Genomic DNA, 24,167 nt, shown 5'->3' with positions numbered 1-24,167 from the left:
TAGATTATGCTTCTCTGCATAGTCATAGGCGCAATTTTGTTATCATTACATGATTTTTTGATACTGACTGTATTTTAGCAAATTCGTCTGGGAAAGTGTAACACCAATACCAAGTCCCTGAGGCACGGTCATTGTCCCTTGCTCTAAAATAAAAGGTTCCGTGATGATATCTTCATAAAAATAGCGTTCCGTTGCTGAAATATCACCTGGAAAGGAAAAGGTAGGCTGTGACGCAAATTGCAAATTCAATGCGCGACCAACACCAGACTCAAACATACCACCTAACCAAACCAATAAATCATTTTCTTGGCAAAATGTGGCAATCTTCAACGCCTCGTGAATCCCACCTACACGAGGAATCTTCAAATTGATACTACGGCAACTGCCCAATGCTAACGCCACTTGGCAGTCTTTGAGACTACGAATATTTTCATCCAAACAAATTCTTGTCTTCAGTTCTCTTTGTAATTGTGCGTGATCTAAAAAATCATCTGCAGCAAAAGGCTGTTCAATCATCGCTAATTGATAGTGATCTAAACGTTGTAATTGAGGCAAATCAGCCAATGTATACGCTGAATTGGCATCGACCATTAAAGGCAAGTTAGGAAAATGCTGACGAATCAAAGCAACGGGTTCCACATCATAACCGGGACGAATTTTCAGCTTCACTCGTTGATACCCTTTTTCTACAGCTAACTGAACTTGTTTAAGCAATTGAGGTAAGTCTTCTTGAATCCCTAAACTAATCCCTACAGGAATTTTCCTCCGCGTTGGTCCAAAAAATTCAGTTAAACTCTTCTGTTGCCGTTTGGCATATAAATCCCAGATGGCAGTTTCTAACGCAGCTTTTCCCATCCAATGCCCTTTAACTTCTTCAAAAATTGTTGAAACCTCTTGCGGCTGTTCAAGCGCTTCTGTTAAAAGTAACGGAATTAAATGCTGTTGGATGATGAAGCGTTCGGTTACCAACGTTTCTTGCACATAATCAGGTTGCTCAAAAGCCACTAATTCGCCAAACCCTTGATTTCCTTGCTCATCCGTTATTACAAATAGATCAAACGCTTTTTCTTCCAGGCGACCATAGCTCGTGACAAACGGCGTTTTTAAAGGCAAACGAACCTGATAGGTTTCAATTGATTGAATGTTCATTCAGATAGCTCCTTCCAATAACGCTGTCACCTTTTCATAGAAAATCGTTGGTTGTTCTAAATGGATACAATGTCCTGCTGCAGGAAAAATTGTCAGCCTCAACAACGGTTGACGTGCCTGCATTTTTTTCGCAATTCCAATAAATTTTTGATCTTCGCCGCCTACCAATAAATCGGTAGGAATCGGCTGCAATTCTGCTAGACGTTCCCAGTAACTCTCTTGCGCTCCTGTGCCCATATACCACAAACTACTAGCCAATCCAAAGGCCGATTGGCTCAAACGTTCCTGACGAATGGCCATTTGCTGTGCCACAGACAAAGCTTTTTGCGTTTGAAATAACGGTAATTCTTGCCAAAAATCAATAAAATCCACCAGCGGTTCCTCTAAAAGACGTTCCGCCAAACGATGATCTTGACAGATCCGAGCCTGACGTTCTGCGGCAGTGGCCAAACCTGGTGATCCACTTTCCAATAAAAGATGCTGTACCTTTTGTGGATAATGTAATGCAAAACCTAAAGCTGTTCGAGCGCCCATTGAATAGCCTAATAAACAAAAGCAAGGCAAATTTAGCGATTCGGTTAGTTCAGCAATATCATGGCAAACCTGTTTCATGGTATAACGCTCTGGTGCTACCAAACTAGCAGTCGCGCCATGCCCAGGTAAGTCAATTCCTAAAACGTTATAAGGTGTTTGACTGGGAAAAACGGCTGCAAACGTGGCTAACGTTCCTGTGAAACCGTGTAAACAGACTACTGTCGTTCGCTTTGCATCAAAAGGTGTTAACCATTGATAATGGTACTGCATCCCCCGAATTAACCGTTCCATGAAATCCCCTGTCTTTCTACTCGTCTACCAATTTCAGCTAAAATTGATTCGTACAAATGAACATTCTCTTGGCGATTTCCTTTGACTTCTATCACTTGAAATTGTGGTTCTTCAGCCGCTGCTTGTAAAATTTGCTTGAGCTCCGCGATTGTTTTGACTTCTTGGTACGAAGCACCGTAAAGTTCAGCAACTAACGAAAAATCTAAATCAAGCGGTGTTCCAAATAAAGGCTCGAAATCGTCCTCACGTAAAGTTCGTTGAGATAGAAAAGAGAAAATCCCGCCACCATTGTTATTTAATAAAACAATTGTTAACGGCAACTGATAACGTTTAGCCAAAAATAAACCATTCATATCATGATATAGCGCTAAATCACCAATCAGTAGAACGTTTTGCTGTGTCGGTGCTACGGCACTCATTCCTAAAGCAGTTGAAACAATCCCATCAATCCCGTTGATGCCGCGATTTCCAAACATCCGATAAGGGCGACTATCCATAAATCGATCTAAGTAGCGGATAGCCATACTATTAGATACAAATAACTGACCGTTCTCTTTCATCGTTTGGTGAACAGCTAAGCTGGCTGTTGTTTCATTTAATTCTGTCGCGTTCAGCGTTTCTAGAAGAACTTCAGAGACCGTTTTTTCCAGCAGGAGCCATTGTGCTAACCAAGTCGCTTCTGTTGATTTGACAACCGTTAGTAGTTGTTCTACAAACGTGGTTTCCTTTGCCTGAATAACGGTTTGTGATTTTTTCAATTGCTCTTGCCATTGCCCATTTTCGTCCACAAAATAAAAAGCAGTCTCTGTCGTTGCTAAGTGTTTCAACCATAACATGATGTTTTTAGAAATTGGCAGCGAACCAAAACGCACTACCACTTCTGGTTCTTGTGGCAAGGTCGCCACATTTAGAAACAGATCACTGTGTGCAATAACAACTTCACTATTTTGCCCATGTGTCACAATGTTTGCTAAAGGATCCGCTAGTAACGGCCATTGCAAAGCTTCGGCTAATTGAATAAATAACGCCGCTTCTTCCTCTGTATGACTGCCACCGACAACCAAAACGCCGTTTTTCTGGTACCATTGATCCGCTAGCTGTTGCACTTGTTCTGTAGAAAGGATTGATTGACCAGCGAATAAAGCCGTTTGTTGAGAACTCTTTGTTTTTCTCTCTAAGTCAGGTAATAATGGTTCCCGCAAAGGAAAATTCAAATGAACAGGTGCTGCAGGCGTTTGTTGCGCGAAAGCTGCTCCTTTAGCGCCTTGCCAATAGGCGTAATTCAACATCTCTTCTGTTGCTTCTGGCAAAGCCATTTCAACAAATAATTTCACGTGATTTTGATACATTTGTAATTGGTCCATGGCTTGAGGAGCGCCAACTTGACGTAACTCATGCGGCCGATCCGTTGTTAAAACGACTAAAGGCACATGGCTAATATTGGCTTCACAAATTGCTGGATAATAGTTTGCAGCTGCTGTTCCAGAGGTACAAAGTAAGACCACTGGTTTTTGACTCGCTTTACTTAATCCTAAAGCAAAAAAAGCAGCGGAACGTTCATCGACATCGACAAAAGTTTGGATTGCGGTTTCCCGATGAAGTAATAAAGCCAGTGGTGTGGAACGGGACCCTGGACTAATGACTGCTTGTTCAACCCCACTATTTTTTAAGCCTTCAATAAAGGCCATTAAATAATCGGTCATTGTTTCTTGATGATTCATTAAACCTGCCCTCCAATTCCTCGTAACATCGGTTGAAATTTTATTTTCGTTTCTTCTCTTTCTAGCTCTGCTTGAGAATCAGCAACGATACCACAACCTGCATAAAGAACGCCTTGCTGACCAGCAAAGACACCTGAACGCAAGGCCACAGCGAACTCGCCACTATCATCATTCCCTGAAATCCAACCGATTGGCGCACCATATAACCCACGACTCCCTGGCTCATATTGTCGAATCCATTCGACTGCCAACTCTTTGGGCTCACCACCTAAAGCTGGCGTTGGGTGTAACTGCATCACACTTTCCAAGAACGAAATTCCCGGTTTACGTTGACCCGAGATTGGCACATAAAGATGTTGTACATCTCGATTTTCCAAAATAATAGGTGCTTGAATACTGTTTTCAGAAGTCGTCATCTTCGCCAACTCTTTCGCTAAACGTTCCACCACAATTTGGTGTTCTCCGGTATTTTTGCGGTCTTGTAAAAGTTGCGCTCCTAAAGCTTTCGTTTCTTCTGGTGTTTGACCCGTTTTAATGGTTCCTGCAATACAAGCGGTCGCAAACGTTTCTTTAGTACCCAACAGAAGTCGTTCTGGTGTTGCACCAATGAAACTTGTGTCTTTGGCTTCTAAAGCAAACAAATACGTATTTTGTTGTTGTGCCATTAAATTAACGAGCACTTGGTTACTTCGAATTTTTTCAGGACTGCTCACAGCAAGTTGTCGAGCCAAAACCACTTTTTTTAAAGGGCCATCTTCTCTTAAGACTGCTACTGTTTCGTTGACAGCTTGTAGCCATTCAGTCACGGCAACTTCTTCCTTGTCAATCTTTGTTTCCGCTACAGCTGGCAACTCCTCACAGGTAGCTAACAAGCGATCAAACTGAGCCACCAAAGTCGACCAACGTTCCTCGACTTCTTGTTCACTAGAACCTGAAAAGTTCAGCGTTCCATAAATACGTGAACCTGAAAAAGTAAATAGAATACTTGGTAGATAAAACCAACCTTCCCCTAACTCTCCCCAGGCCTCAGTAGGCGTTTGTTCTGTATCAAAAGGCAAACCGCCAAACAGAAGGGCCCCCGTACCAGAAATAGACATATTTTGAAAACGAGTTGCCGCCTCTTTTTTTAAAAAGTTGTTCAATTGATGCGTTTCTGTTTCTGCGCCTTTTAAGATAGTTTCATATCCGAAGCCAACCAAAGCAAAATCTTTTTTCGGCGTTTGCCAAAAAAAACGTTCTCCTTGGTATGCCTTTTCACCAGCGGCAAAAATTGCCAAGGCTGTTTGTTCTGTTTCTAATGGAAAAACCCAACTGAACTGACGGGCATTCTTCTGATAGGCTTGTCGTAATTCATCAGGCAATTTCATCTGATTAAAAACGCCTCTCTTTCTTCTGTCATGAAACGATGTTTGGCAATCTTTCCACTTGCTGTTTGCGGGAAAGAATGACAAAAATAAATGCGTTTCGGTCGTTTATATTTTGCCAGTTTTCGTGAACACTGGTCTTGAATTTGCGCTAAGGTGATTTCTTGGTCACTAATCACATATGCAACTGGGACGGCTCCCCATTGCGCATCTGGTTCTCCTACAACTGCCGCTGCTTTAATTCCTGTTATCGCCTGTAACACCTGTTCAACCTCAGTGGGGTAAATATTTTCACCACCAGAGATAATGAGTTCACTTAAACGACTAACCAAATACAGGTAACCTTGTGCATCTAAATAGCCCATGTCGCCTGTTTTAAACCAACCATCTGCTGTCCATTTTTCAGGTTGACGCTGGTTAAGGTAACCTGAAACAACGTTTGGTCCCTTAAGTAAAATTTCCCCGACTTGCTTTTCTGGCTGTTCTTGTCCTAGTTCATCAACAATTTTGATCTGCATATCTTTTAACGGTTGCCCAGCAGAGCCGATTTTCAGTGCCGCATCTTCAAATTTCAAGGCAACAACTTGCGAACACGTTTCCGTCATCCCATAAGATTGAATGACTGGAATCCCTTTTTCCTCACACTGCGCTAATTTATCCGGTGCAATCGGTCCGCCGCCCAATAACATTCCTTTAAAGCTGACGCTGTAGCCAGCTTCAGGATAGACAGACAATAATTGTTGTAACATTGTCGCAACCACTGAAATGACGGTGCCACGGCCTTCTTGTAAATCTTGTGTCACTTGCTGTTCATCAAATTTATCGTAAAGGCGAATACTACAACCTAAGACGAGTTGTCGAAAAACAATCGACAATCCGCTAATGTGAAATAATGGGACTGCACACAACCAACAATCTTCAGCAGTAATCCCCATATTTTCTTGAGTGCCTCTAGCACTGGCCAAATGATTTTTAAACCGTTGCAAGACCCCTTTAGGTTGTCCTGTAGTTCCAGATGTATACATAATAGAAGCCACCGACTCTAAGTCACTTGGCTGTTGAAACTCCTGACGTAAAAGACTATGCTGTTTTTTAACCATTGGCTGAACGTCGACAAAAGAAATCTCCTCTAACAAAGCCTGCGTTTCAGGCGCACCAATAATCGTTTTAACTTGCGCATCTTTTAACTGAAAAGTCAGTTCAGCAAGTGTCAAATGCGTATTTAAAAATAATAACTCTTTCCCCAATTCCCATAAGGCTAGAATTGAAAAATACAACTCTTTGCTGTTCTTACTGAATAAAGCCACACGTTTTTCTTCTGGTGCAAGCACCTGTTGATATGTGGCTACCCAATGGCTGACTTCTTGTTGCACTTCTAAAAACGTCCAAGATTCATCCTGAAAATAAAAAGCAGGATGATCGGGACGTTTTTGTACTTGTTTATTTAACCAAGTCATTGGTTTATGGGAATTTAGGGAATTGATCGAAATCTGGTGTCCGTTTTTCTTTAAATGCATCTCGGCCTTCTTGTGCTTCAGCCATTGTATAGTAAAGAAGTGTCGCATCACCAGCTAATTGTTGCACACCAGCCAAGCCATCTGTATCGGCATTTAAAGAGGCTTTAATCATCCGTAAAGCAATCGGGCTTTTGGTTAACATTTCTTCTGCCCACTCCATTGTCACATCTTCTACTTGATCTAATGGAACAACAGTATTAATCCAGCCCATATCTAAAGCTTCTTGGGCAGAATATTGTTTACACATAAACCAAACTTCTTTCGCTTTTTTATGGCCGATAACGCGCGCCAAGTAACCTGAGCCGTATCCACCATCAAAGCTACCGACATTTGGTCCTGTTTGCCCAAACTTAGCATTTTCAGCCGCAATTGTTAAATCACAAACTAATTGTAAAACATTGCCGCCGCCAATGGACCAGCCTTTCACCATTGCGATGACTGGTTTGGGAATGACACGGATTAACCGTTGTAAATCTAACACATTTAAACGTGGAATGTTGTCTTCGCCAACGTACCCACCATTACCTCGAACTTTTTGATCGCCACCAGAACAGAATGCTTGGTCACCTGCGCCTGTTAAAATAATAACCCCGACATCTTCTTTATCACGACTAATGTTGAATGCATCAATCATTTCCATGACTGTTTTTGGTGTGAATGCGTTGTGAACATGCGGGCGGTTGATAGTAATTTTTGCTACTTTGCCTGCTTGCTCAAATAAAATTTCATCATATTCTTTAATTGTTGTCCAGTTTCTCATTAGGAAACCTCCTTCATTAATCTCATCTTTTCTATTATACACAAGAATCGGCACTTTAGAGAAAAAGTCGCTTGAATTTTAAGAAAAAACATGGCTATTTCAAATTTTCTTCATTCCTGTATAATAAATAAAAAACCTTTTATTCTCTCTTTTATTAGAAAGGACTGATTACTATTCATCTTTTAGAGTATTTAGGCATCACGATTCAACACGTTTCTGCTGAGAAATGTCAGCTTACTTTAGCGGTAAAAGACGTGCATAAACAACCCTATGGCCTTGTCCACGGGGGCTTAAACGGCGTCTTAATTGAAACCGCCTGTAGTTTAGGTGCGAACGAAAACGTTCCTGAAAACACTTTTGCTGTCGGCATAGACTTACAAGTAAATCATCTTCGTAGTGTCCATGATGGTAGCCTTACCGTGATTGCGACACCCGATCACTCGGGAAAGACCCTTCAAGTTTGGGAAGCAAAAATTTATAACGCAGACCACCAATTGACGAGCGTGGGGCGTTGTACCTTAACAAATCGACAAAAAAAACAGTAATCTTTACAGGTTACTGTTTTTTTGTTTATGGTTTTTAATAAGTAATTAGATTACTTCGTTTATTTAATTTTAGTACCAACCATTTGCTAACCAGAATGATTTAGCTGCATCCCATGAACCATAGCGACCTGCTACGTACTGATCTGCCACGCGTTCTTGGTTGGCAGGTGAATAGTCACCATTTAAATAAGAGGCAGATAATTGGTAACGACCGATATACTGACCGTTTGTTGCATCGTAAGAACCACTAGATTCACGTTGTGCGATCCACTCTTTTGCATCACTGCTTGCGGCAGGTGCTGCTGGTTGCGCTACTTCTTGAGCAACAGGTTGTTGTACTTCTTGTTGTACTGGTTGTGCAACAGGTTGTTCAACTACTTGTTGAACTGGTGCAACTTCTACAGCTGGTGCTGGAGTATTAGCAACTTCTTTTTCTGAACGAATAACTAATTGTTCTCCTTCAAAAATTAAATCAAGGTTTGGCAATTTGTTATCAGAAGCAATTTTTTGAATTAAGCTATTGTCTCCTGCAAATTGATGAGAAATTGTTGATAAAGTATCTCCTGCTTTAACTGTATATAAGCTTTCTGCGTTTGCGTCTGTTCCTAAGAATAATCCTAAACCTGCGGCCAAAGTTGTTCCAAGTAAAATCGTTTTGATTGATTTCATGTATGTTTCTCCTTTGTAATTAAAAATATTTGATTGTTGCTCTTAGCTCTCGGCAACAACCACGTCTGCTTCGCTTTATCGAAACGACTTCACATACTTTATCATCGAATGGCCGGCCGTAGGTGAATATCTCGTGACAATTTATTACTAGAATGTCGATTTTGTTACATTTTGTAATAAAAAGCTGCTGGAAGCTTGATATTATCCTGTTTATATTTTGCGAAAAAAAGTTAAAAAAACAGGATTTTATTTTTGAGAAACCGTTTTCTAACCCTTGATTAGTCATTAAATGTCGGTTTTTTTACATTCGTTTCAGTCAAAAAGTAACAAAATGTTAAAGATACTAGACATGAGAATGTTTTTTTCAAAAACTCACGCCTAAAAAGAACAGGCGTTTTCTTTGAATTTTTTTATCATTCACTATTTTTATTTTTCCTTCTATTATATAGATAAATTTTTTGTCGTATTCATTTTTCGATTCTGAAAAAACACTAAGCACTTCCTATTGAAACAAAAAGAGTTAAACAAAAAAATCTTATATTTTGCTTGTTATTTATTCATTTTAATCTTATTCAAAAAAGGAACAGCTAAAGCAACTATGAAAACAAAGTATTGAAAATAAAGCAGAATAAATATTCATTTTTATTGTAATTCACGAATAAAAAACAAATAATCACTCGAACGCTTGTTATTTAAAAACGTAATCAGTTTTTTCTCTTTCTATTTTCCAATCTATGAGTAATAAAATATATGAATCTACATTTAAGTCATTTTATTATCAAATATTCTGAATATTATAAGAATTGGAGTTTTATCTATGAGTGACAAAGAACAACTTGAGAAATTAGACAAATCCTTTCTGGGACAACCGAAAGGACTAGCAACACTGTTCTTCACAGAAATGTGGGAACGTTTCAGTTACTACGGCATGCGTGCTATTCTAATGTATTACATTTACGATACCGTAGCCAATGGCGGTTTAGGTCTCCCCAAAGCAACTGCCTTAGCCATCATGTCCATTTATGGATCAATGGTTTTCATGTCCAGTATCATTGGCGGTTGGGTCTCTGACCGAGTCTTAGGTTCAAGGAAAACTGTTTTTATTGGTGGTTTGTTAATCATTGCTGGACATATTGTTCTCGCTACCCCATTTGGTGTCCCCGCCTTATTCGTTTCTATTATGTTAATTGTATTTGGGACTGGGATGTTAAAACCAAACGTTTCAGGGATGGTTGGCCATCTTTATTCAAAAACTGACTTACGTAGAGATGCAGGCTTCTCCATTTTTTACATGGGGATTAATATCGGAGCCTTAATCGCTCCCCTTGTTGTCGGAACTTTAGGACAAGAATATAATTATCATTTAGGCTTTTCCGTTGCCGCAGTTGGGATGTTCTTCGGGCTACTACAATATTATTTCCAAGGACGTAAATCTCTTGCTGGAATTGGTCAAGCCCCAACTAATCCAATGTCTAAAGAAGAGCAAAAGAAATTTGCTAAAGCATTTATGTTGGCAATTGTCGTTGCTTTACTTATTTTTGGTGGCGCCTATGTCACAGGACATTTAACAATTGATTTCTTTATTAATACCATCAGCGTGTTAGGAATCCTGTTACCTGTTTATTATTTCAGCAAAATGTTAACGTCTAAAGATGTCACTGCTGAAGAAAAACCAAAAGTTCTGGCTTACTTGCCATTATTCTTAGCAGCAATTGTTTTCTGGTCATTGGAAGAACAAGGTTCGTCTATTCTTGCTCTATTTGCAAATGAACGGACGCAAACGAGTTTGTTTGGCTTCCCGATTGCCGCTAGCTGGTTCCAATCATTAAATCCTGTATTCGTAGTTATTTTGACCCCTATTTTTGTTACATTATGGACAAAACTAGGTAAACGTCAACCATCAACAGTTGTGAAGTTTTCACTAGGGCTAGTCTTTGCTGGTCTTTCCTTCGTCTTATTAATGTTGCCAGGTCTACTTTATGGTACCGAAGGACGGGTTAGTCCACTTTGGTTATTCTTTAGTTTCTTCATTATGATTGTCGGAGAAATGTGTTTATCTCCCGTTGGCTTATCGATTACTACAAAATTAGCACCGAAAGCTTTCGAAGCTCAAACCGTTGCTATTTGGTTATTAGCAGATGCCGCTTCACAAGCCATTAACGCTCAAATTGCTCGTTTCTATACACCTGGAACAGAGTCAGCATATTTTGGGATTGTCGGACTTGTAGCTGTCGTTGCTGGGATTCTCTTATTCATTGTGAAAAAACCAATCCAAAACTTAATGGGTGACGTCCGTTAAACCGTCAAAAAGTTGCCTTTCTATTTTTTGAAAGGCAACTTTTTTATACAGCGTTTTGATAACGTTTTCATCAAGTGGTATACTAAATAGAAGGAGGACGAGGACATGCGTTACTTAATTGGCGGTATTTTTTTATTGATTAGTATCTGGCAATTCATTGTTACTGGACGGACATTTTCCTACTTAAAGAAAGAGGGCGGCAAAAGAACCTCACCATTTATTCTGTTAGGACTATGGAGTAGTTTAGTGTTTGCTATTATTTCATTTGCTGTGGCGATTGCTTCTTTCTTTTATGTGAGTTTTTAAGGCAAGTATATTTTATATTTTGTCTTATTAAGCAACGAAAAACATCTCAAAAAATCGAGATGTTTTTTGTTGCACATTTTTATCTAAATGGAATGATATTGCGAAACTTTTTGATAGGCACTTGCTATTTTTTCAAATGGTGTTTCCTCAAAAATAGTGAACAGTCCAGGCTTATGTTTATTCAAAAATTGAATGGTTTCTTTAAGAGGTACCTGCCCTTCGCCAATGGCTACCGGAAATATCTGCTGATTTCTTATAATGAAATCTTTCAAATGAAAAGCAACGATTTTTTCACCAAAACACTCAAACGCTTCTTCTACTATTTCCAAATACGTTTTATCTATATCTACTCGAATTAAGTTGGTAGGATCCAAAATAATACCTAAATTAGTTGAAGCAACCTCGTCAATCAATCGTTGCATTTTTTCAATTGTATGAATTGGATGATTGATTCCTGGTTCAATCCCAACAATTATCCCATACTTTTCAGCTTCTCGACATAATCTTCTAACAGAAAATAAAACTTCTTCGTAGGCTTCTTCTGTATAATTATCTTCAGTGTAATAAATCGTTTCATATATACTGCCTGTTTCAGTTGCAACGATTTTTGCCCCAAACATTGAAGCGTAACGAATGTATGTTTCAAATTGATGCAGTCGTTTTTCTCGCTCTTCTAAATCTGGATGAATCAGATTAATATAACAACTTAGGACACTAATCGTAATCTTTTCATCTTCGAAAATATTCTTCAATTGACTTCCTAGTCCTGGAGATAGAACAGCAGCACTTGCATATTCTGGATAAGAAATACCTAAGGCAAATTGAATTGAAGTTATGTTCGTTTCAGCAATTTTTTTAGCCAATTCCACAGGAGATATTTTGGTGCCAACATCATGGGCACGTACTGCAAGTGTCAACATTTTATTCAAGCCTCACTTTCTTGATAGATTCTTCGTAATGATCAAAATGAATGATCTGATTATTCTTATGTTGCACCAAAAATTCTTTCGGTGTCATATTAAACTCTTTTTTAAAGGACTTCAAAAAGTGTGGATATGATTTAAATCCACATTTCAGGTAAACATCACTAGCACTGCGATATTCTTTTAATAACTGTTTAGCGTAAAGTAGTTTCTTTTTCAGCACAAATTGATGGAAAGTAAATCCTGTATGTTTCTTAAATTCCCGCGTTACATAATACTTAGTCACAAAAAAATTTTTTTCCATCTGTTCTAAGGTTAATGGTTGATCCAAATTTTGAGAAATGTAGGTAATCATTGCTTCAATTCGTTCATTTTCAATCATTTGTTTTGGTTGGCTCTCATTCTCTTCTTTCAGAACTAATTGATTTAAGTAAATTAAAAAGTCTAACAGTTGTTGTTCATAACGAACATCCGCACCATATTCTTCTGGCAAAGGAGAATGATCTAACGGGGTCAAGTAGTTTGCTAATTTTGCTACATCCACTTTGATAACTTTACTACGACGCTGACCAAAATGTTGAAAACAAGCAGACAAGTTTGTCCGTTTACTAGATCGTTGTTGTAAAAAATCGGGTGTTAAAAAAATATACATCCGTTCAAAATCATCAGTACTCTGCTTAATAATTCGATGTAAATCATGATAATGAATGAGTAAAACGGTCCCTGCTTCAACATCAAATTGATGTCCATCTAAAAAGAACGTTGCTACCCCTTTTAACGTACAATGGACTTCATAAAAATCGTGGTAATGATAGATGGTTTTTTCTGGACTAACCATATCTTTTACATGAAAGATCTCATATTGATCTGAAATCATACTATTTACTTGTGATTTCCGGATTTCTTTTACACTCTTCAACAAGATTCACCTCTTTTTTTAGAAGTTAACTATTTTTTGAATAAACAGTTACAGCTAATGTTGGTACAATTTATTACTTTCTGGAACAGGCGTTACCACAAAGGCTTTCTTTGTAAGTTCCAGAACAATTTCTTAAAATCAACTCCACTCAAGTAAGTTGTTTTGTGTCCAATCATACGATTCACTATAACAAACTGTTCTATTTTAAATTATAGTTCAAAAACTTTTCTTAATTCAGTCGTCATCGGCGAGCAATCAGGATTTGTTTCCATAATATCTTCCATATAGTTCCACCATTTTTGATTGATTGGCGTCAGTGCTATTTGCTCCCAGCGAGCTTCATCTTCTATTTCTAAATAACCAAAAAGTGTACTGGTTTCAGTATTTAAAAAAATTTGATACTTAATTGCCCCATGTTCTTTCAGCATTTGACGCATTTCTGGCCATAACTTCTCATGACGTCGTTGATATTCGGCATGTTGATCAGGATATACTTGCATACAAAAGGCTTTTTTTATCATAGCTTTCTCCATTTTGATACTTTCTCTTCCAAATAGCCAACTTTCGGTGTCACACCAAACGCTTCTGCTAAGCGCCATAAATCTGCATCTGAAATTGTTTGGCGAACGCCTCCTTGCGCACAAACATAAGTGTACACTTCAGCGGCTTTTTCGGCAGTTTCAATTAAACCAAATACTTCATCCATATCACGGCCAGTACCATAAATACCATGTTGCGGCCATAAAACCAAACGAGATTCTTTCATTTTTTCAGCCGTTGCTACACCAATTTCATTCGTTCCAGGAACCAACCACGGAATAATACCAACACCGTCTGGAAATACTACTAAACATTCGGTACACATTTGCCATAATGTTCTAGTAAAGACTTTTTCATCTAATTCGTGAGTAAAACTCATTGCTAATAAATGACTCGCATGATTATGCATGACAATGCGATTTTCTGGATCAACAGCTAAACGAGCAATATGGCTCATAAAATGGCTAGGTAATTCACTCGTTGGCACAGCTTCATCTTCTAAGCCCCACAATAGTTCTAATTCCTGGCCATTTTCACTAACTCGTAAAATCCCTAAGTTTTCGCTTGGTGCATCACAGACATTTTTAAAATATTTTCCTGAGCCTGTCACGATAAAATATTTTCCTGCTAATTTCGTTGCATCAAATTTCATTGGAATCTTTCGGAGCACTTGTGTTGGATTTAGAAAAGGTAAAATCTCCTCCTCTTTTAATAAATACGAAATATTTCCGCCATTTCGTTCATCCCAACCTAAACGATATAAATTTTTGGTCGTTTTGACCATTTCTTCCACAAATGGTGCTTGTAACACGTTCATTTTTTTCATTTTAGAAGTTCCTCTCGTTTGTTAATTTTATGAAAAACGACAACTATCTTTACCTGTTGGCAATTGACGAGTTGGTAAAATCACTTTTTCGTATTCTTGAACATCCGTTAACCAATCTAAGCCGATAGGTACGTGATTTTCTTGACAGTAGTAGTTCCAGATATCGGCAAATGGAAAGTCTTTTAACTCTTCCGTTAAGGCTAAACGTGTGGTAAAATCTCCTATCAATTCAGCTTCTTTTAAGACGTTTGTTGGCTCAAGCATCGCTTTCATTAACGCTTTTTGTGTATTGCGGGTGCCAATCACCCAAGCGGCAACACGATTGATTGTGGCATCAAAGAAATCTAAGCCCACGTGTGTTTTTCCTAATAAATCATTGCGAACTAACTCCTTGGCAATTTCTTGCAATTCATCATCCATAATGACAACGTGGTCACTATCCCAGCGAACTGGACGACTGACATGTAATAGCATTCCTTCGCCAAATAAGGATAATGAAGATAACTTATTAGAAATCACTTCTGTTGGATGAAAATGACCAGCATCTAAACAAATTAATTTATTCCGCGTTAAACCATAGCCCATATAAAATTCATGGGACCCAACTGTATAGGCTTCTGACCCAATCCCAAAGAGCTTGCTTTCCACTGCATCGACTGTATAAGCTGGATCAATTTCCTCTGAAAAAATTTCATCTAGCGAAGCCATTAGCCGCTTTCTCGGCGTTAAACGATCAACTGGGTTATCTTTAAAGCCATCTGGCACCCAAAAGTTATTGACAGCTACTTGTCCTAATTCTCTTCCAAAATATTCAGCAATTCTTCGTGAACGTTTCCCATGCTCAATCCAAAAGTCTCGAACTTGCGGATTCGGATGAGCTAAAGTAAAGCCATCGCGGTACATTGGATGCGAGAAAAAGGTTGGATTAAAGTCCAATCCTAAGCCATTTTCTTTTGCCCAAGTCACCCATGGTTCAAAATGCTTTGGTTCCAGTTCGTTTAAATCCACCCTTTCCTCTGTGTCTAAATAAATAGCATGCAAATTCAATTTGTGTTTTCCTGGAATTAAAGAAAACGCTTTTTCTAAATCTTGACGTAGTTGCTGGGGACTTCGAGCAACGCCTGGATAATTCCCTGTAACTGAAATACCGCCAGAAAGTTCATCCTCACTTAAGAAGCCTCTCACATCATCTCCTTGCCACACATGCATTGAAATTTTGACATCAGCCATTTTTTCCAATACAGCTTCGGTATCTACGTCAATACTGGCATATTTTTCTTTCGCTTCTTCATATTTTTGTGTAATGGTTGTCATAATGAGCTCCTTTTCATAAATGCTTGATAGCGATTTTTTATTGTTGAATCAATTGGATTTGCTTGATAGATTTCCGTGGGAAAAGATGTTTGGATACAAGTACGAGCTGCTGGAATATCTTTAAGTTCACCTGTTGCAATCATCTGCATCAAAAGATTACCTAAAGCAGTTGCTTCCCCAGGTCCCGCTTTCACTGTAACATTAGCAACATCCGCAGTTAGCTGGTTCAACAAACGATTATTGGAACCACCACCGACAACATGTAAAGTTGTAATTTTCCGTTCGATTCCTGTTAATTGAGCTAATTTTTCTAGTTCTACGCTGTAACACAATGCTAAATTATCATAAATACAACGAGCGAGTTCACCAGGGCTTTCAGGAACTATTTGTTGTGTTTCACGGCAATAGGCTTGTAATTCAGTAATCATATTTCCCGGATTTAAAAAACGAGGATCATTTACATCAATAAATTGTTGAAATGCTGGTTCTTTTTCAGCTAAGGCGGCCAATTCAGCATAGCTATATTGGTAGTTTTGGTGCCGTGCCACTTCTTGAATTAGCCACATACCCATAATATTTTTTAAGAAACGAATTGTGTTCTGGGCGCCCCATTCATTCGTGTAATTTTCTTGGAAAGCTTCAGCAGAAATTGTTGTAACAGTCGTTTCAATGCCTAATAAAGACCAAGTACCACTGCTAATGTATGCCCAGTCATCGCCAATGCCTGGCGTACCTAAAATTGCTGAAGCTGTATCATGACTAGCTATCGTAATCAACGTTGCATTTGGTAAATCATAGTCTGGAAAAGCCGCTGTTTGCAGGTCGCCTAAAATCGTGCCCGGCTCTACTAATGTTGGAAATAGTGTTTCATCAATTCCTAGGAAATCCAGTAATTCACTTTCCCATTGTTTCGTTCCAGCATTCAACAGTTGCGTGGTGGAGGCGTTGGTTGCTTCGATGACTGCTTTTCCAGTAAAGACATAACCTAAGTAATCAGGGATTAACAACAATTGACTGGCTGCAGCCAAACGTTCCTTTTCCTCTACAAATAACTGAAAAATGGTATTAAAAGGTTGAACTTGAATCCCCGTTTGTTGGTACAATTTTTCTAATGAATAGCCTTTTGAAAAATTTGTTACAGCTGCTTCTGTCCGTCCATCTCGATAAGCAATCGGTTCGTCCAAAAGTTGTCCAGATTGATCCAGCAGACAATAGTCAACACCCCAAGTATCAATTCCAATAAAGCATTCCTTGATACCTAATTGTTTAACTTTTTGCAGACCAAGCAGTAACTCATGAACTAAACTAGCCATATCCCAACGCTGATACCCATCTTTTTGATGAAAACCATTTTTAAAACGATGAATTTCTTCTATTGTTATCTGACCATTCGCTAAGCGTTGACTTTTCATTATGCGACCGCTAGAAGCGCCAATATCAACCGCTAAATAGGTTCGTTTCTCAACTTGTTCTTTTTTCACTTTGTTGATAGTTGTCAATCCTTTCACTATTTTTATTTTTTGTACGTTAGACTAACTTTATGTATTCATCATAAACAAAAAATAGCGCTTTCACCTCTCACAATTTTGAGATATAATTGTACTATCTTGGTAATTAGGAGGTTCTTATGGATTATTGGGAAAAAGCCGACTACTCTTGGTCAGACGATTCTAAGCGACATATTTTGACACCTAGCAGCAAAAGTCGCACACTTTTTTATTACATACAGGAAATTGGACAGTTTAAAGCCTCGCGCCCTTATTATACGGAGCGGGCACATTTACCATCATACTTAATTAAATTCACGCTAAATGGTACTGGGGAATTACGCTATCGTTATCATACATACAGCTTACAGAGAGGTGATTTATTCTTTATTGACTGTCGGGATTATCAATACTATCAAGCAACCAGCGAAGATCCTTGGGAAATGGACTGGATTCATTTTGAAGGAGGAAATTCTGGTGCTTTTTTCCAAGAATTTATGAAAAATGGTTCACCAGTTTTCTCCACTAATCAGCTTCCAGAAGATAATCCTATTCATTTAATCATTCAGCAATTATTACAATTACAAGATTTACAACATGCGCAAACTGATTACCAATCTTCCGTCTTAATTCATCAATTACTGAACGAATTATTGTTGCAAAAGTATCGTCAAGACTTTACCTACGAAACGATTCCATCATTGGTTTTGGAAATGAAAGCTTACATTGATCAACATTTCAAAGAAACAATTTCTTTAGAAGACTTGGCTCAACTCTTTCATTTAAATAAATATCAATTGAACAAAGAGTTCTCCAAATACATTGGATTACCGCCAATTAAATATCAAATTAGTAAAAAAATTTCTTATTCAAAAGATTTACTACGCTATTCTAATCAAACAGTGAAAGAAATTGCTGTAGATGTTGGTTTAGAAAACTATGCCTACTTTAGTCGATTATTTAAAAAGCGAACTGGATTAACTCCTAGTCAATACCGTAAAAGTGGCTTCTAAAAAATCTCTCTATGACACATAATGTCATAGAGAGATTTTTTATTTCTATGCCTCCTAAACTCAATATTTTATAGTAAATTACCAAATCTAGTTGATTGAACAACTTATATTTCGCTCAATTGGGGTTGTTAGACAATTTGTATTGAATTAAGAAATTAGATTTGGTAACCACATGACAAGTTCAGGTACATATGTGATTAAAAGTAAAATTGCTAAGATTACCAGATAAAATGGAACTAGTGGTTTCAGCATTTGCTCAGCTTTAACACCCCCAACACTAGCACCAACATATAATCCTGTTCCAACAGGTGGTGTAATTGAACCAACACACAAGTTCATAATCGCAAATAAACCAAAATGAACTGGATCCACCCCAACATTCATAACAATTGGTAAAAAGATTGGCGTAAAAATCAAAATAGCTGGACCAACATCCATAAACATTCCCACAAACAATAGGACAACGTTTACTAATAGTAGAATTAAGTATTTATTGTCTGTGATTCCTAAAATAGCTGTACTGATTGCTTCTGGTATCCCTGTAAAAGCCATCGCAAAAGACATCATTGAAGAAGTTGCCAACAAGAACATAATGGTTCCACTCATCAAGACAGCCTCTTTTAACATTTTAGGCAAATCGTTTATTTTCACTGTTTTGTAGTAAAACATTGAAATCAATAATGAGTATGCGACAGCAATTGCTGATGCTTCAATCGCTGTAAATAACCCAGTCAAAATACCACCAATAATAATGACAATCAACAATACACTGGGAACCGCTTCTCGCAGAACCTTGCTGACTTCTCCTTTTTTTGCTTTTGCCACAGTAGGATAATTATGACGTTTTGCAATAACATAGGCTACCACCATAATTCCTAATGCCCACAAAGAACCTACCAAATAACCTCCTAAAAATAAAGAAGAAATAGAGGCCCCACCAGCCACCAATGAATACATAATAAACGCTGTACTTGGTGGAATAACCATTCCTGTAGGAGCAGAGGCAATATTTACAGCCGTTGCAAATTTCCGATCATAGCCCTCATTTACTTGTTGCGGAATTAGTACGCCACCAATAGCAGTAGATGCTGCAATTGCAGAGCTAGAAATCGAACCAAATAATGCATTCCCTAACACATTAGTATGTGCTAGCGCGCCGGGAACACGACCAACAAATAACATAGAAAAATTTACCAACTTTTGGGCAATTCCCCCATTATTCATAATCACGCCAGAAAAAATAAAAAACGGAATTGCTACGAGAGAGAAACTATTTAAACTAGAGACCATTTTTTGAGCTGAGGTAAATGCAGCTGCTTCAAAAGGAATTACTAATAACAATGTTGCAATTGAAGATGCCGCAATGCTCATACCAATTGGCATACCAACTACCAATAAGACTGCAAAAACTACAAATAAGATAATGCCTGCTTCTAAAGCCATATTTTTACTCCTATTCTTTTTCTTCTATAAACGCATTAAGAATCTTTTGATTGCGTGAATAACTCTAGCAAATTCATCAAACTATAAATAAACATCAAAACACCTGCCACTGGAACGGCTAAATAAACATAACCCATAGGAATTGCCAAAGATGGTGAAATTTGTCCTAACGTAATTACTACACCATTCCAACCGCCAAATATCATAATCACTCCTGCAAAAAGTAGGAACAACAATTGAACAATAAATTCTAAAAAGCGTTTTTGTTTCCCTTGTAATTTTTCACTTAACAAAGTTACTGCTAAATGTCCCTTTTTTCCAACCACATAAGCAGAAGCTAACATCGCCAGCCAGACCAATGCAAAGCGAACAAATTCTTCTGTTAAGGTACTAGGATTTTTTAACACTGTCCGGGCAAACACTTGGTACAAAACGACCAAAACCATTGCAGCAAGAATGATTGATCCAAGTATTTCTAAAAGTCGATTTAAAAATTTTCTAAAACCTTTCATAATTACCTCCTTAATTAGTCCGCCAACTGGCGAATAGCCTGATACAGTTCGCCATGTTCTGAGCTATTTTTGAATGATTCATGCAACGGTTGAACAAGTTTTTGGAATGGTTCACTGTCTACTTGATTGAACACAACACCATATTCTGCTTGTGCTTTTTTCTTTTCTTCTTCAACCGCTTCTTTAAAGACCGTTTTTTCAAAAGCGGTCGATTCTTTTGCTGCTTCTTCAATCGCTTGTTCTTGTTTCGCTGTCAAACGTTCTTTTGTCCCCTCGTTCATAATCACAATATCTGGCACTCGAGTATGCTCATCATAAGAATAATACTTAGCCACACCGCCATGGCCAGCTGTATATAAAACGAACTCATTATTCTCTGCACCGTTGATTAGATTAGATTGTAGAGAAGTATATACTTCCGAACTACCCATAGGTACTGGCGAACCCCCTAAAAGTTCTACCATTTTGATGGCGGTTTCACTTTGCATGACCCGAATTTTTTTACCTTTCAAATCATCTGGAGATGTAACAGGCCCTTTGCTCATATAAAAACTTCGTTGACCAGAGTCATAATAAGTTAAACCAACAAATCCTAATTTTTTTGTAGAATCATACACTGGTTGCATTAGCGCTTGATTATCCATTACTTTAAAAAAATGTTTTTCATTATCAAAAATATACGGAATGGCAAATACAGAATAATCTTTAGAAAAACTTTCTAATGCTGATCCACTGACCTTTGCAAAATCAATTGCACCTGTTTGTGTTAATTCAATTAGTTCTGTTTCTCCCCCTAATTGACCATCTGGAAAGTATTCAATTTGAACTTTACCATCTGTTTTTTCCTCTACCAATTCCCCGAATTTCTTCATAGAATCGATAACTGGTTGGCTATTACTAGCATACGCATAGCGCAAGACTACCGTATCATTTGCCGAAGCTTCTGTTTTGCCGCAACCACTTAGCAACTGTAATCCTGCCAATACCATAACTGCTGTAAATAAAACCTTTCTTTTTTTCATGAACTTTTCTCCTTACTTTTCTAGCAATAAGAAACAAGCAATTCAGTCAAACATAGGATTGTTAATGATTGACCATAAGGCATCGCTGTCATTCCAATTGTGCGATAAAAATCTAAATTATCACCCATTCCTGTACCAACTGACACATGTTGTACTTCTCCCGTTTCATCAATCTCATTTAGTAAGCCAGCAATTGCTTTGTTTGCCACTTCTTCATATTCAGAAGAAATATATTTTTTATGAACCGCTTTTAAAATCCCATAAGCGAATCCCGCTGTAGCAGAAGATTCTAAATACGAATTTGAATCATTAATTAATGTATGCCATAAACCAGATTCATCTTGGTATTTCGCTAAAGCTGCCACTTGCGCATTGAGGGTACTTAATAAAAATTCCCGTAAACTATCTCCTTTTGGCAACTCTAAGATTTCAATAATTTCTGGAATAGCAATCGTAATCCAGCAGTTCCCTCTTGCCCACAGTGCTTCCGCATAGTTATGATTTCCCTCAAAAGTCCAACCGTGATACCATAGACCACTTTTTTTATCTTGTAAATATTTAATATGGATTAAAAATTGATGCTTTGCTTCTTCCAAATAATCGAGTCGATTCAACAACTTACCAATTTTTGCCAAAGGTAAGACAGTCATCATTAACGTATCATCCCATAATTGATTTTTATTTTCTGGTCCATATGTCGCATGTTGCAAGCCCCCTTCATTCGTTCGGGGCATTTCTTCCATCACCCATTCCGCCCATTGCTCTAAGTAAGGTATATATTTAGAGTCTTTAGTGTCTTCATATAGATAAGCCATTGTTAAAAGCGGAGCCATCGTATTCACATTCTTAGGCGGCGCGCCTTCTTGCATCCGACCTTCAAACCAGTCGTTAACTACTTGTAAAGCTTTTTCACTTTTAGTATTTCGATAATTCTTATATATACCATACAACCCAACGCCTTGCGGCCAGTTCCAAATCGTCCAACTTTTGTCATCAACTTTTAAACCATCAAAATCTAACAGAAATTCACCTGTGTTATCTTTAATCGTTGTTAAATTTCTAATTAATAAGTCAATCGTTGTTTCTACTGTATCTTTTGGTATGAATTGTTCCTGTTTAATAATCATCGGCAATCAAAACTCCTTTTCCATCCCACCAGCGCAAATGAAACGCTTTCATTTTTTTGTAATTTTAGTTTAGCAAGGAATGTTAGCAAATTATATAGTTAATCTTGACGAATTACTGTCAAAAATTGACTTTTTTTAAAAATTAGATACGGTTTTTACCAATTCAATCAATGAGTAAATAACAAAAAACGGACATCCTTTTTAGGTATGTCCGCTTTTTGTTACTTATTTATGGTTGTTTTCCAATATAAGCTAAAATTCCACCATCGACATATAAGATATGTCCGTTAACAAAGTCAGAAGCGTTAGATGCTAAGAAAACTGCTGGGCCAGCTAAGTCTGCTGGTGTGCCCCAACGATTAGCAGGTGTTCGTCCCAAGATGAATTCGTTAAATGGATGCCCTGGTTCTCTTAATGGCGCCGTCTGTGGCGTTTCAATGTAGCCAGGTCCAATCCCATTACATTGAATATTATATTGTCCATATTCAGAAGCAATATTTTTCGTTAACATTTTTAGTCCGCCTTTTGCTGCCGCGTACGCACTAACTGTTTCACGACCTAGTTCACTCATCATTGAACAGATATTGATAATTTTGCCATGACCCTTTTCAATCATATCTGGAATAACCGCTTTTGCCATAATAAATGGCGCATTCAAGTCAACATCAATCACTTGACGGAACTCTTCTGCTGACATCTCCACCATTGGAATTCGTTTAATAATTCCCGCATTATTGACTAAAATATCAATAGAGCCGACTTCTTCTTTAATCTGAGCAACCATCGCTTGAACTTGCTCTTCATCAGTGACATCACACACATAACCACGTGCTTCAATCCCTGCAGCCCGATAATTTTCCAAACCTTGTTCAACTGATTCAGGAGATAAGTTATTAAAAACAATTGTTGCTCCTGCTTCAGCTAGGGATTTCGCAATCTCAAAGCCAATCCCATAAACAGCACCTGTAATTAACGCTACTTTTCCATCTAATTGAAAATCATTCATTTTAAATTCCATGTTTTCTCCTCTTTCTTTGGTTTATTTTAATTGATCCATTGCAACCATATCCATGTCTGTGTACGTAATATTTTCTCCGCACATGGCCCAAATAAAGGAATAATTACTTGTACCAACCCCAGAATGAATTGACCAGCTTGGTGAAATGGCTGCTTGTTCATTACTCATTACTAAATGTTTCGTTTCGTCTGGTTTACCCATCATGTGGAAAATCCGCGTATCTTCTTCCATATCAAAATAAACATACGCTTCCATACGACGTTCATGTGTATGACAAGGCATTGTATTCCAAGCGCTACCTGGTTCTAAAATGGTGTAGCCCATTTGTAACTGGCAACTTTCACAAACGTTCGGATGAATGTATTGGTAAATTTTACGTTGGTTCAATGTTAATGGATCACCCGTTTCCATTGGGGTAATTTCATCAATACTAATTTTTACGTTGGGATATTTATGATGTGCTGGCACACAACTAATGTAAAATTTCGCTGGATTATCAGGGTTTTCTGAAGAAAAACGAACATGTTTTGTTTCTTTCCCAATATAATAGCCATCTTGTTTTTTCATTGTTTCTTTGGCGCCATCAATTTCAATAAAGCCTGGTCCCCCAATATTAATAACCCCTAGTTCACGGCGTTCTAAGAAATAGTCAACCCCTAATTCTTTGTCCAAAATAATTTCTAATTCTTCTGTGGTCGGTGTCACACCACCAAAAATCATCCGATCATTATGTGTGTAGGTTAAGCTGATTGCACCTGGAATAAAAACTTTCTCTACTAAAAATTCATCTCTCAATTGTTCTGTTGAATAGTGACGGATATCCGCCGGACTATGTGTATAACGTGTTTCCATATTTTGCATAACTAAA

The 24,167-nt window shown here is 38.0% G+C and carries 23 protein-coding genes; 4 read left to right on the top strand and 19 right to left on the bottom strand.

The features are described from left to right. Nucleotides 1-45 precede the first annotated feature (45 nt). From menC to menB, 6 genes are read right to left on the bottom strand one after another with little or no spacing between them, the layout of a single operon-like run. Entirely contained in the window at nt 46-1,149 is a 1,104-nt protein-coding gene (gene menC, locus IGL42_RS01740) for an o-succinylbenzoate synthase (protein ID WP_002364942.1), read from the bottom strand. Then, nucleotides 1,150-1,974, bottom strand: coding sequence for a 2-succinyl-6-hydroxy-2,4-cyclohexadiene-1-carboxylate synthase (gene menH / locus IGL42_RS01735; RefSeq protein WP_010710813.1), 825 nt, complete (start codon nt 1,972-1,974; stop codon nt 1,150-1,152). Then, complete coding sequence (menD, locus tag IGL42_RS01730) at nt 1,962-3,695, bottom strand: 2-succinyl-5-enolpyruvyl-6-hydroxy-3-cyclohexene-1-carboxylic-acid synthase (protein WP_185776364.1); 1,734 nt, start codon at nt 3,693-3,695, stop codon at nt 1,962-1,964. The genes menH and menD overlap by 13 nt, the downstream gene beginning before the upstream one ends. After that, entirely contained in the window at nt 3,695-5,062 is a 1,368-nt protein-coding gene (locus IGL42_RS01725) for an isochorismate synthase (protein WP_002407297.1), read from the bottom strand. The genes menD and IGL42_RS01725 overlap by 1 nt, the downstream gene beginning before the upstream one ends. Further along, complete coding sequence (locus tag IGL42_RS01720) at nt 5,059-6,516, bottom strand: o-succinylbenzoate--CoA ligase (protein WP_002364948.1); 1,458 nt, start codon at nt 6,514-6,516, stop codon at nt 5,059-5,061. The genes IGL42_RS01725 and IGL42_RS01720 overlap by 4 nt, the downstream gene beginning before the upstream one ends. 4 nt (nt 6,517-6,520) lie before the next feature. Continuing rightward, entirely contained in the window at nt 6,521-7,390 is an 870-nt protein-coding gene (menB, locus tag IGL42_RS01715; protein ID WP_002391106.1) for a 1,4-dihydroxy-2-naphthoyl-CoA synthase, read from the bottom strand. Between the two features lie 110 nt (nt 7,391-7,500). Between menB and IGL42_RS01710 the strand changes: the two genes are divergently transcribed. Then, nucleotides 7,501-7,881 carry a PaaI family thioesterase gene (locus tag IGL42_RS01710; RefSeq protein WP_002361187.1) on the top strand — a complete coding sequence of 127 codons (381 nt, stop codon included), beginning with the start codon at nt 7,501-7,503 and terminating at the stop codon, nt 7,879-7,881. 69 nt (nt 7,882-7,950) lie between these two features. Here IGL42_RS01710 and IGL42_RS01705 read toward each other — a convergent pair whose 3' ends face one another. Further along, nucleotides 7,951-8,550: a LysM peptidoglycan-binding domain-containing protein gene (locus IGL42_RS01705; protein ID WP_002355317.1), complete on the bottom strand. Its 600-nt coding sequence runs from the start codon at nt 8,548-8,550 to the stop codon at nt 7,951-7,953. 817 nt (nt 8,551-9,367) lie between these two features. Here IGL42_RS01705 and IGL42_RS01700 point away from each other — a divergent pair. Continuing rightward, a complete protein-coding gene (locus IGL42_RS01700; protein WP_002355315.1) occupies nt 9,368-10,849 on the top strand; it encodes a peptide MFS transporter in 1,482 nt (493 codons plus the stop codon). Between the two features lie 105 nt (nt 10,850-10,954). Continuing rightward, complete coding sequence (locus IGL42_RS01695) at nt 10,955-11,155, top strand: hypothetical protein (protein ID WP_002355314.1); 201 nt, start codon at nt 10,955-10,957, stop codon at nt 11,153-11,155. A gap of 83 nt (nt 11,156-11,238) precedes the next feature. Here the strand turns inward: IGL42_RS01695 and IGL42_RS01690 are convergent, their stop codons facing one another. The 6 genes from IGL42_RS01690 to rhaB form a co-directional block, all read right to left on the bottom strand. After that, nucleotides 11,239-12,075 (bottom strand): sugar phosphate isomerase/epimerase family protein, encoded by an 837-nt coding sequence (locus tag IGL42_RS01690; protein ID WP_002355313.1) that lies wholly within the window; start codon nt 12,073-12,075, stop codon nt 11,239-11,241. 1 nt (nt 12,076) lies between these two features. After that, the gene (locus IGL42_RS01685; protein WP_002358417.1) at nt 12,077-12,955 is read right to left on the bottom strand and encodes an AraC family transcriptional regulator; all 879 of its coding nucleotides are present in this window, start codon (nt 12,953-12,955) and stop codon (nt 12,077-12,079) included. A 251-nt stretch (nt 12,956-13,206) separates the two neighbouring features. Then, nucleotides 13,207-13,518, bottom strand: a complete 312-nt coding sequence (gene rhaM / locus IGL42_RS01680; RefSeq protein ID WP_010710817.1) for an L-rhamnose mutarotase — start codon at nt 13,516-13,518, stop codon at nt 13,207-13,209. Then, nucleotides 13,515-14,363 carry a rhamnulose-1-phosphate aldolase gene (rhaD, locus tag IGL42_RS01675; protein ID WP_010710818.1) on the bottom strand — a complete coding sequence of 283 codons (849 nt, stop codon included), beginning with the start codon at nt 14,361-14,363 and terminating at the stop codon, nt 13,515-13,517. The genes rhaM and rhaD overlap by 4 nt, the downstream gene beginning before the upstream one ends. 27 nt (nt 14,364-14,390) lie before the next feature. Continuing rightward, the gene (rhaA, locus tag IGL42_RS01670) at nt 14,391-15,677 is read right to left on the bottom strand and encodes an L-rhamnose isomerase (RefSeq protein WP_002355309.1); all 1,287 of its coding nucleotides are present in this window, start codon (nt 15,675-15,677) and stop codon (nt 14,391-14,393) included. Further along, nucleotides 15,674-17,185, bottom strand: coding sequence for a rhamnulokinase (rhaB, locus tag IGL42_RS01665; RefSeq protein WP_025191888.1), 1,512 nt, complete (start codon nt 17,183-17,185; stop codon nt 15,674-15,676). Before rhaB ends, rhaA begins: the two co-directional genes overlap by 4 nt. Before the next feature lie 119 nt (nt 17,186-17,304). Between rhaB and IGL42_RS01660 the strand changes: the two genes are divergently transcribed. Then, nucleotides 17,305-18,177, top strand: a complete 873-nt coding sequence (locus tag IGL42_RS01660) for a helix-turn-helix domain-containing protein (protein ID WP_002355307.1) — start codon at nt 17,305-17,307, stop codon at nt 18,175-18,177. A 147-nt stretch (nt 18,178-18,324) separates the two neighbouring features. Here the strand turns inward: IGL42_RS01660 and IGL42_RS01655 are convergent, their stop codons facing one another. The 6 genes from IGL42_RS01655 to kduI all read right to left on the bottom strand — a co-directional run bounded on the left by IGL42_RS01655 (nt 18,325) and on the right by kduI (nt 24,160). Then, nucleotides 18,325-19,620, bottom strand: a complete 1,296-nt coding sequence (locus tag IGL42_RS01655) for a TRAP transporter large permease (RefSeq protein ID WP_002355306.1) — start codon at nt 19,618-19,620, stop codon at nt 18,325-18,327. A 35-nt stretch (nt 19,621-19,655) separates the two neighbouring features. Beyond that, on the bottom strand, nt 19,656-20,132 hold the full coding sequence (locus IGL42_RS01650; RefSeq protein ID WP_002355305.1) for a TRAP transporter small permease: 477 nt from the start codon (nt 20,130-20,132) through the stop codon (nt 19,656-19,658). Nucleotides 20,133-20,146: 14 nt separating this feature from the next. Next, the gene (locus tag IGL42_RS01645; protein ID WP_002358408.1) at nt 20,147-21,154 is read right to left on the bottom strand and encodes a TRAP transporter substrate-binding protein; all 1,008 of its coding nucleotides are present in this window, start codon (nt 21,152-21,154) and stop codon (nt 20,147-20,149) included. 20 nt (nt 21,155-21,174) lie between these two features. After that, nucleotides 21,175-22,281 carry a glycoside hydrolase family 88/105 protein gene (locus tag IGL42_RS01640; protein ID WP_002385348.1) on the bottom strand — a complete coding sequence of 369 codons (1,107 nt, stop codon included), beginning with the start codon at nt 22,279-22,281 and terminating at the stop codon, nt 21,175-21,177. Between the two features lie 229 nt (nt 22,282-22,510). Beyond that, nucleotides 22,511-23,299: a gluconate 5-dehydrogenase gene (locus IGL42_RS01635; protein ID WP_002355302.1), complete on the bottom strand. Its 789-nt coding sequence runs from the start codon at nt 23,297-23,299 to the stop codon at nt 22,511-22,513. Nucleotides 23,300-23,320: 21 nt separating this feature from the next. Continuing rightward, a complete protein-coding gene (gene kduI, locus IGL42_RS01630) occupies nt 23,321-24,160 on the bottom strand; it encodes a 5-dehydro-4-deoxy-D-glucuronate isomerase (protein WP_002355301.1) in 840 nt (279 codons plus the stop codon). Nucleotides 24,161-24,167: the final 7 nt, after the last annotated feature.

Source organism: Enterococcus sp. DIV0712, assembly GCF_050554855.1.
Lineage (GTDB): Bacteria > Bacillota > Bacilli > Lactobacillales > Enterococcaceae > Enterococcus > Enterococcus faecalis.
This window is presented reverse-complemented; position numbering and strand designations above follow the sequence as displayed.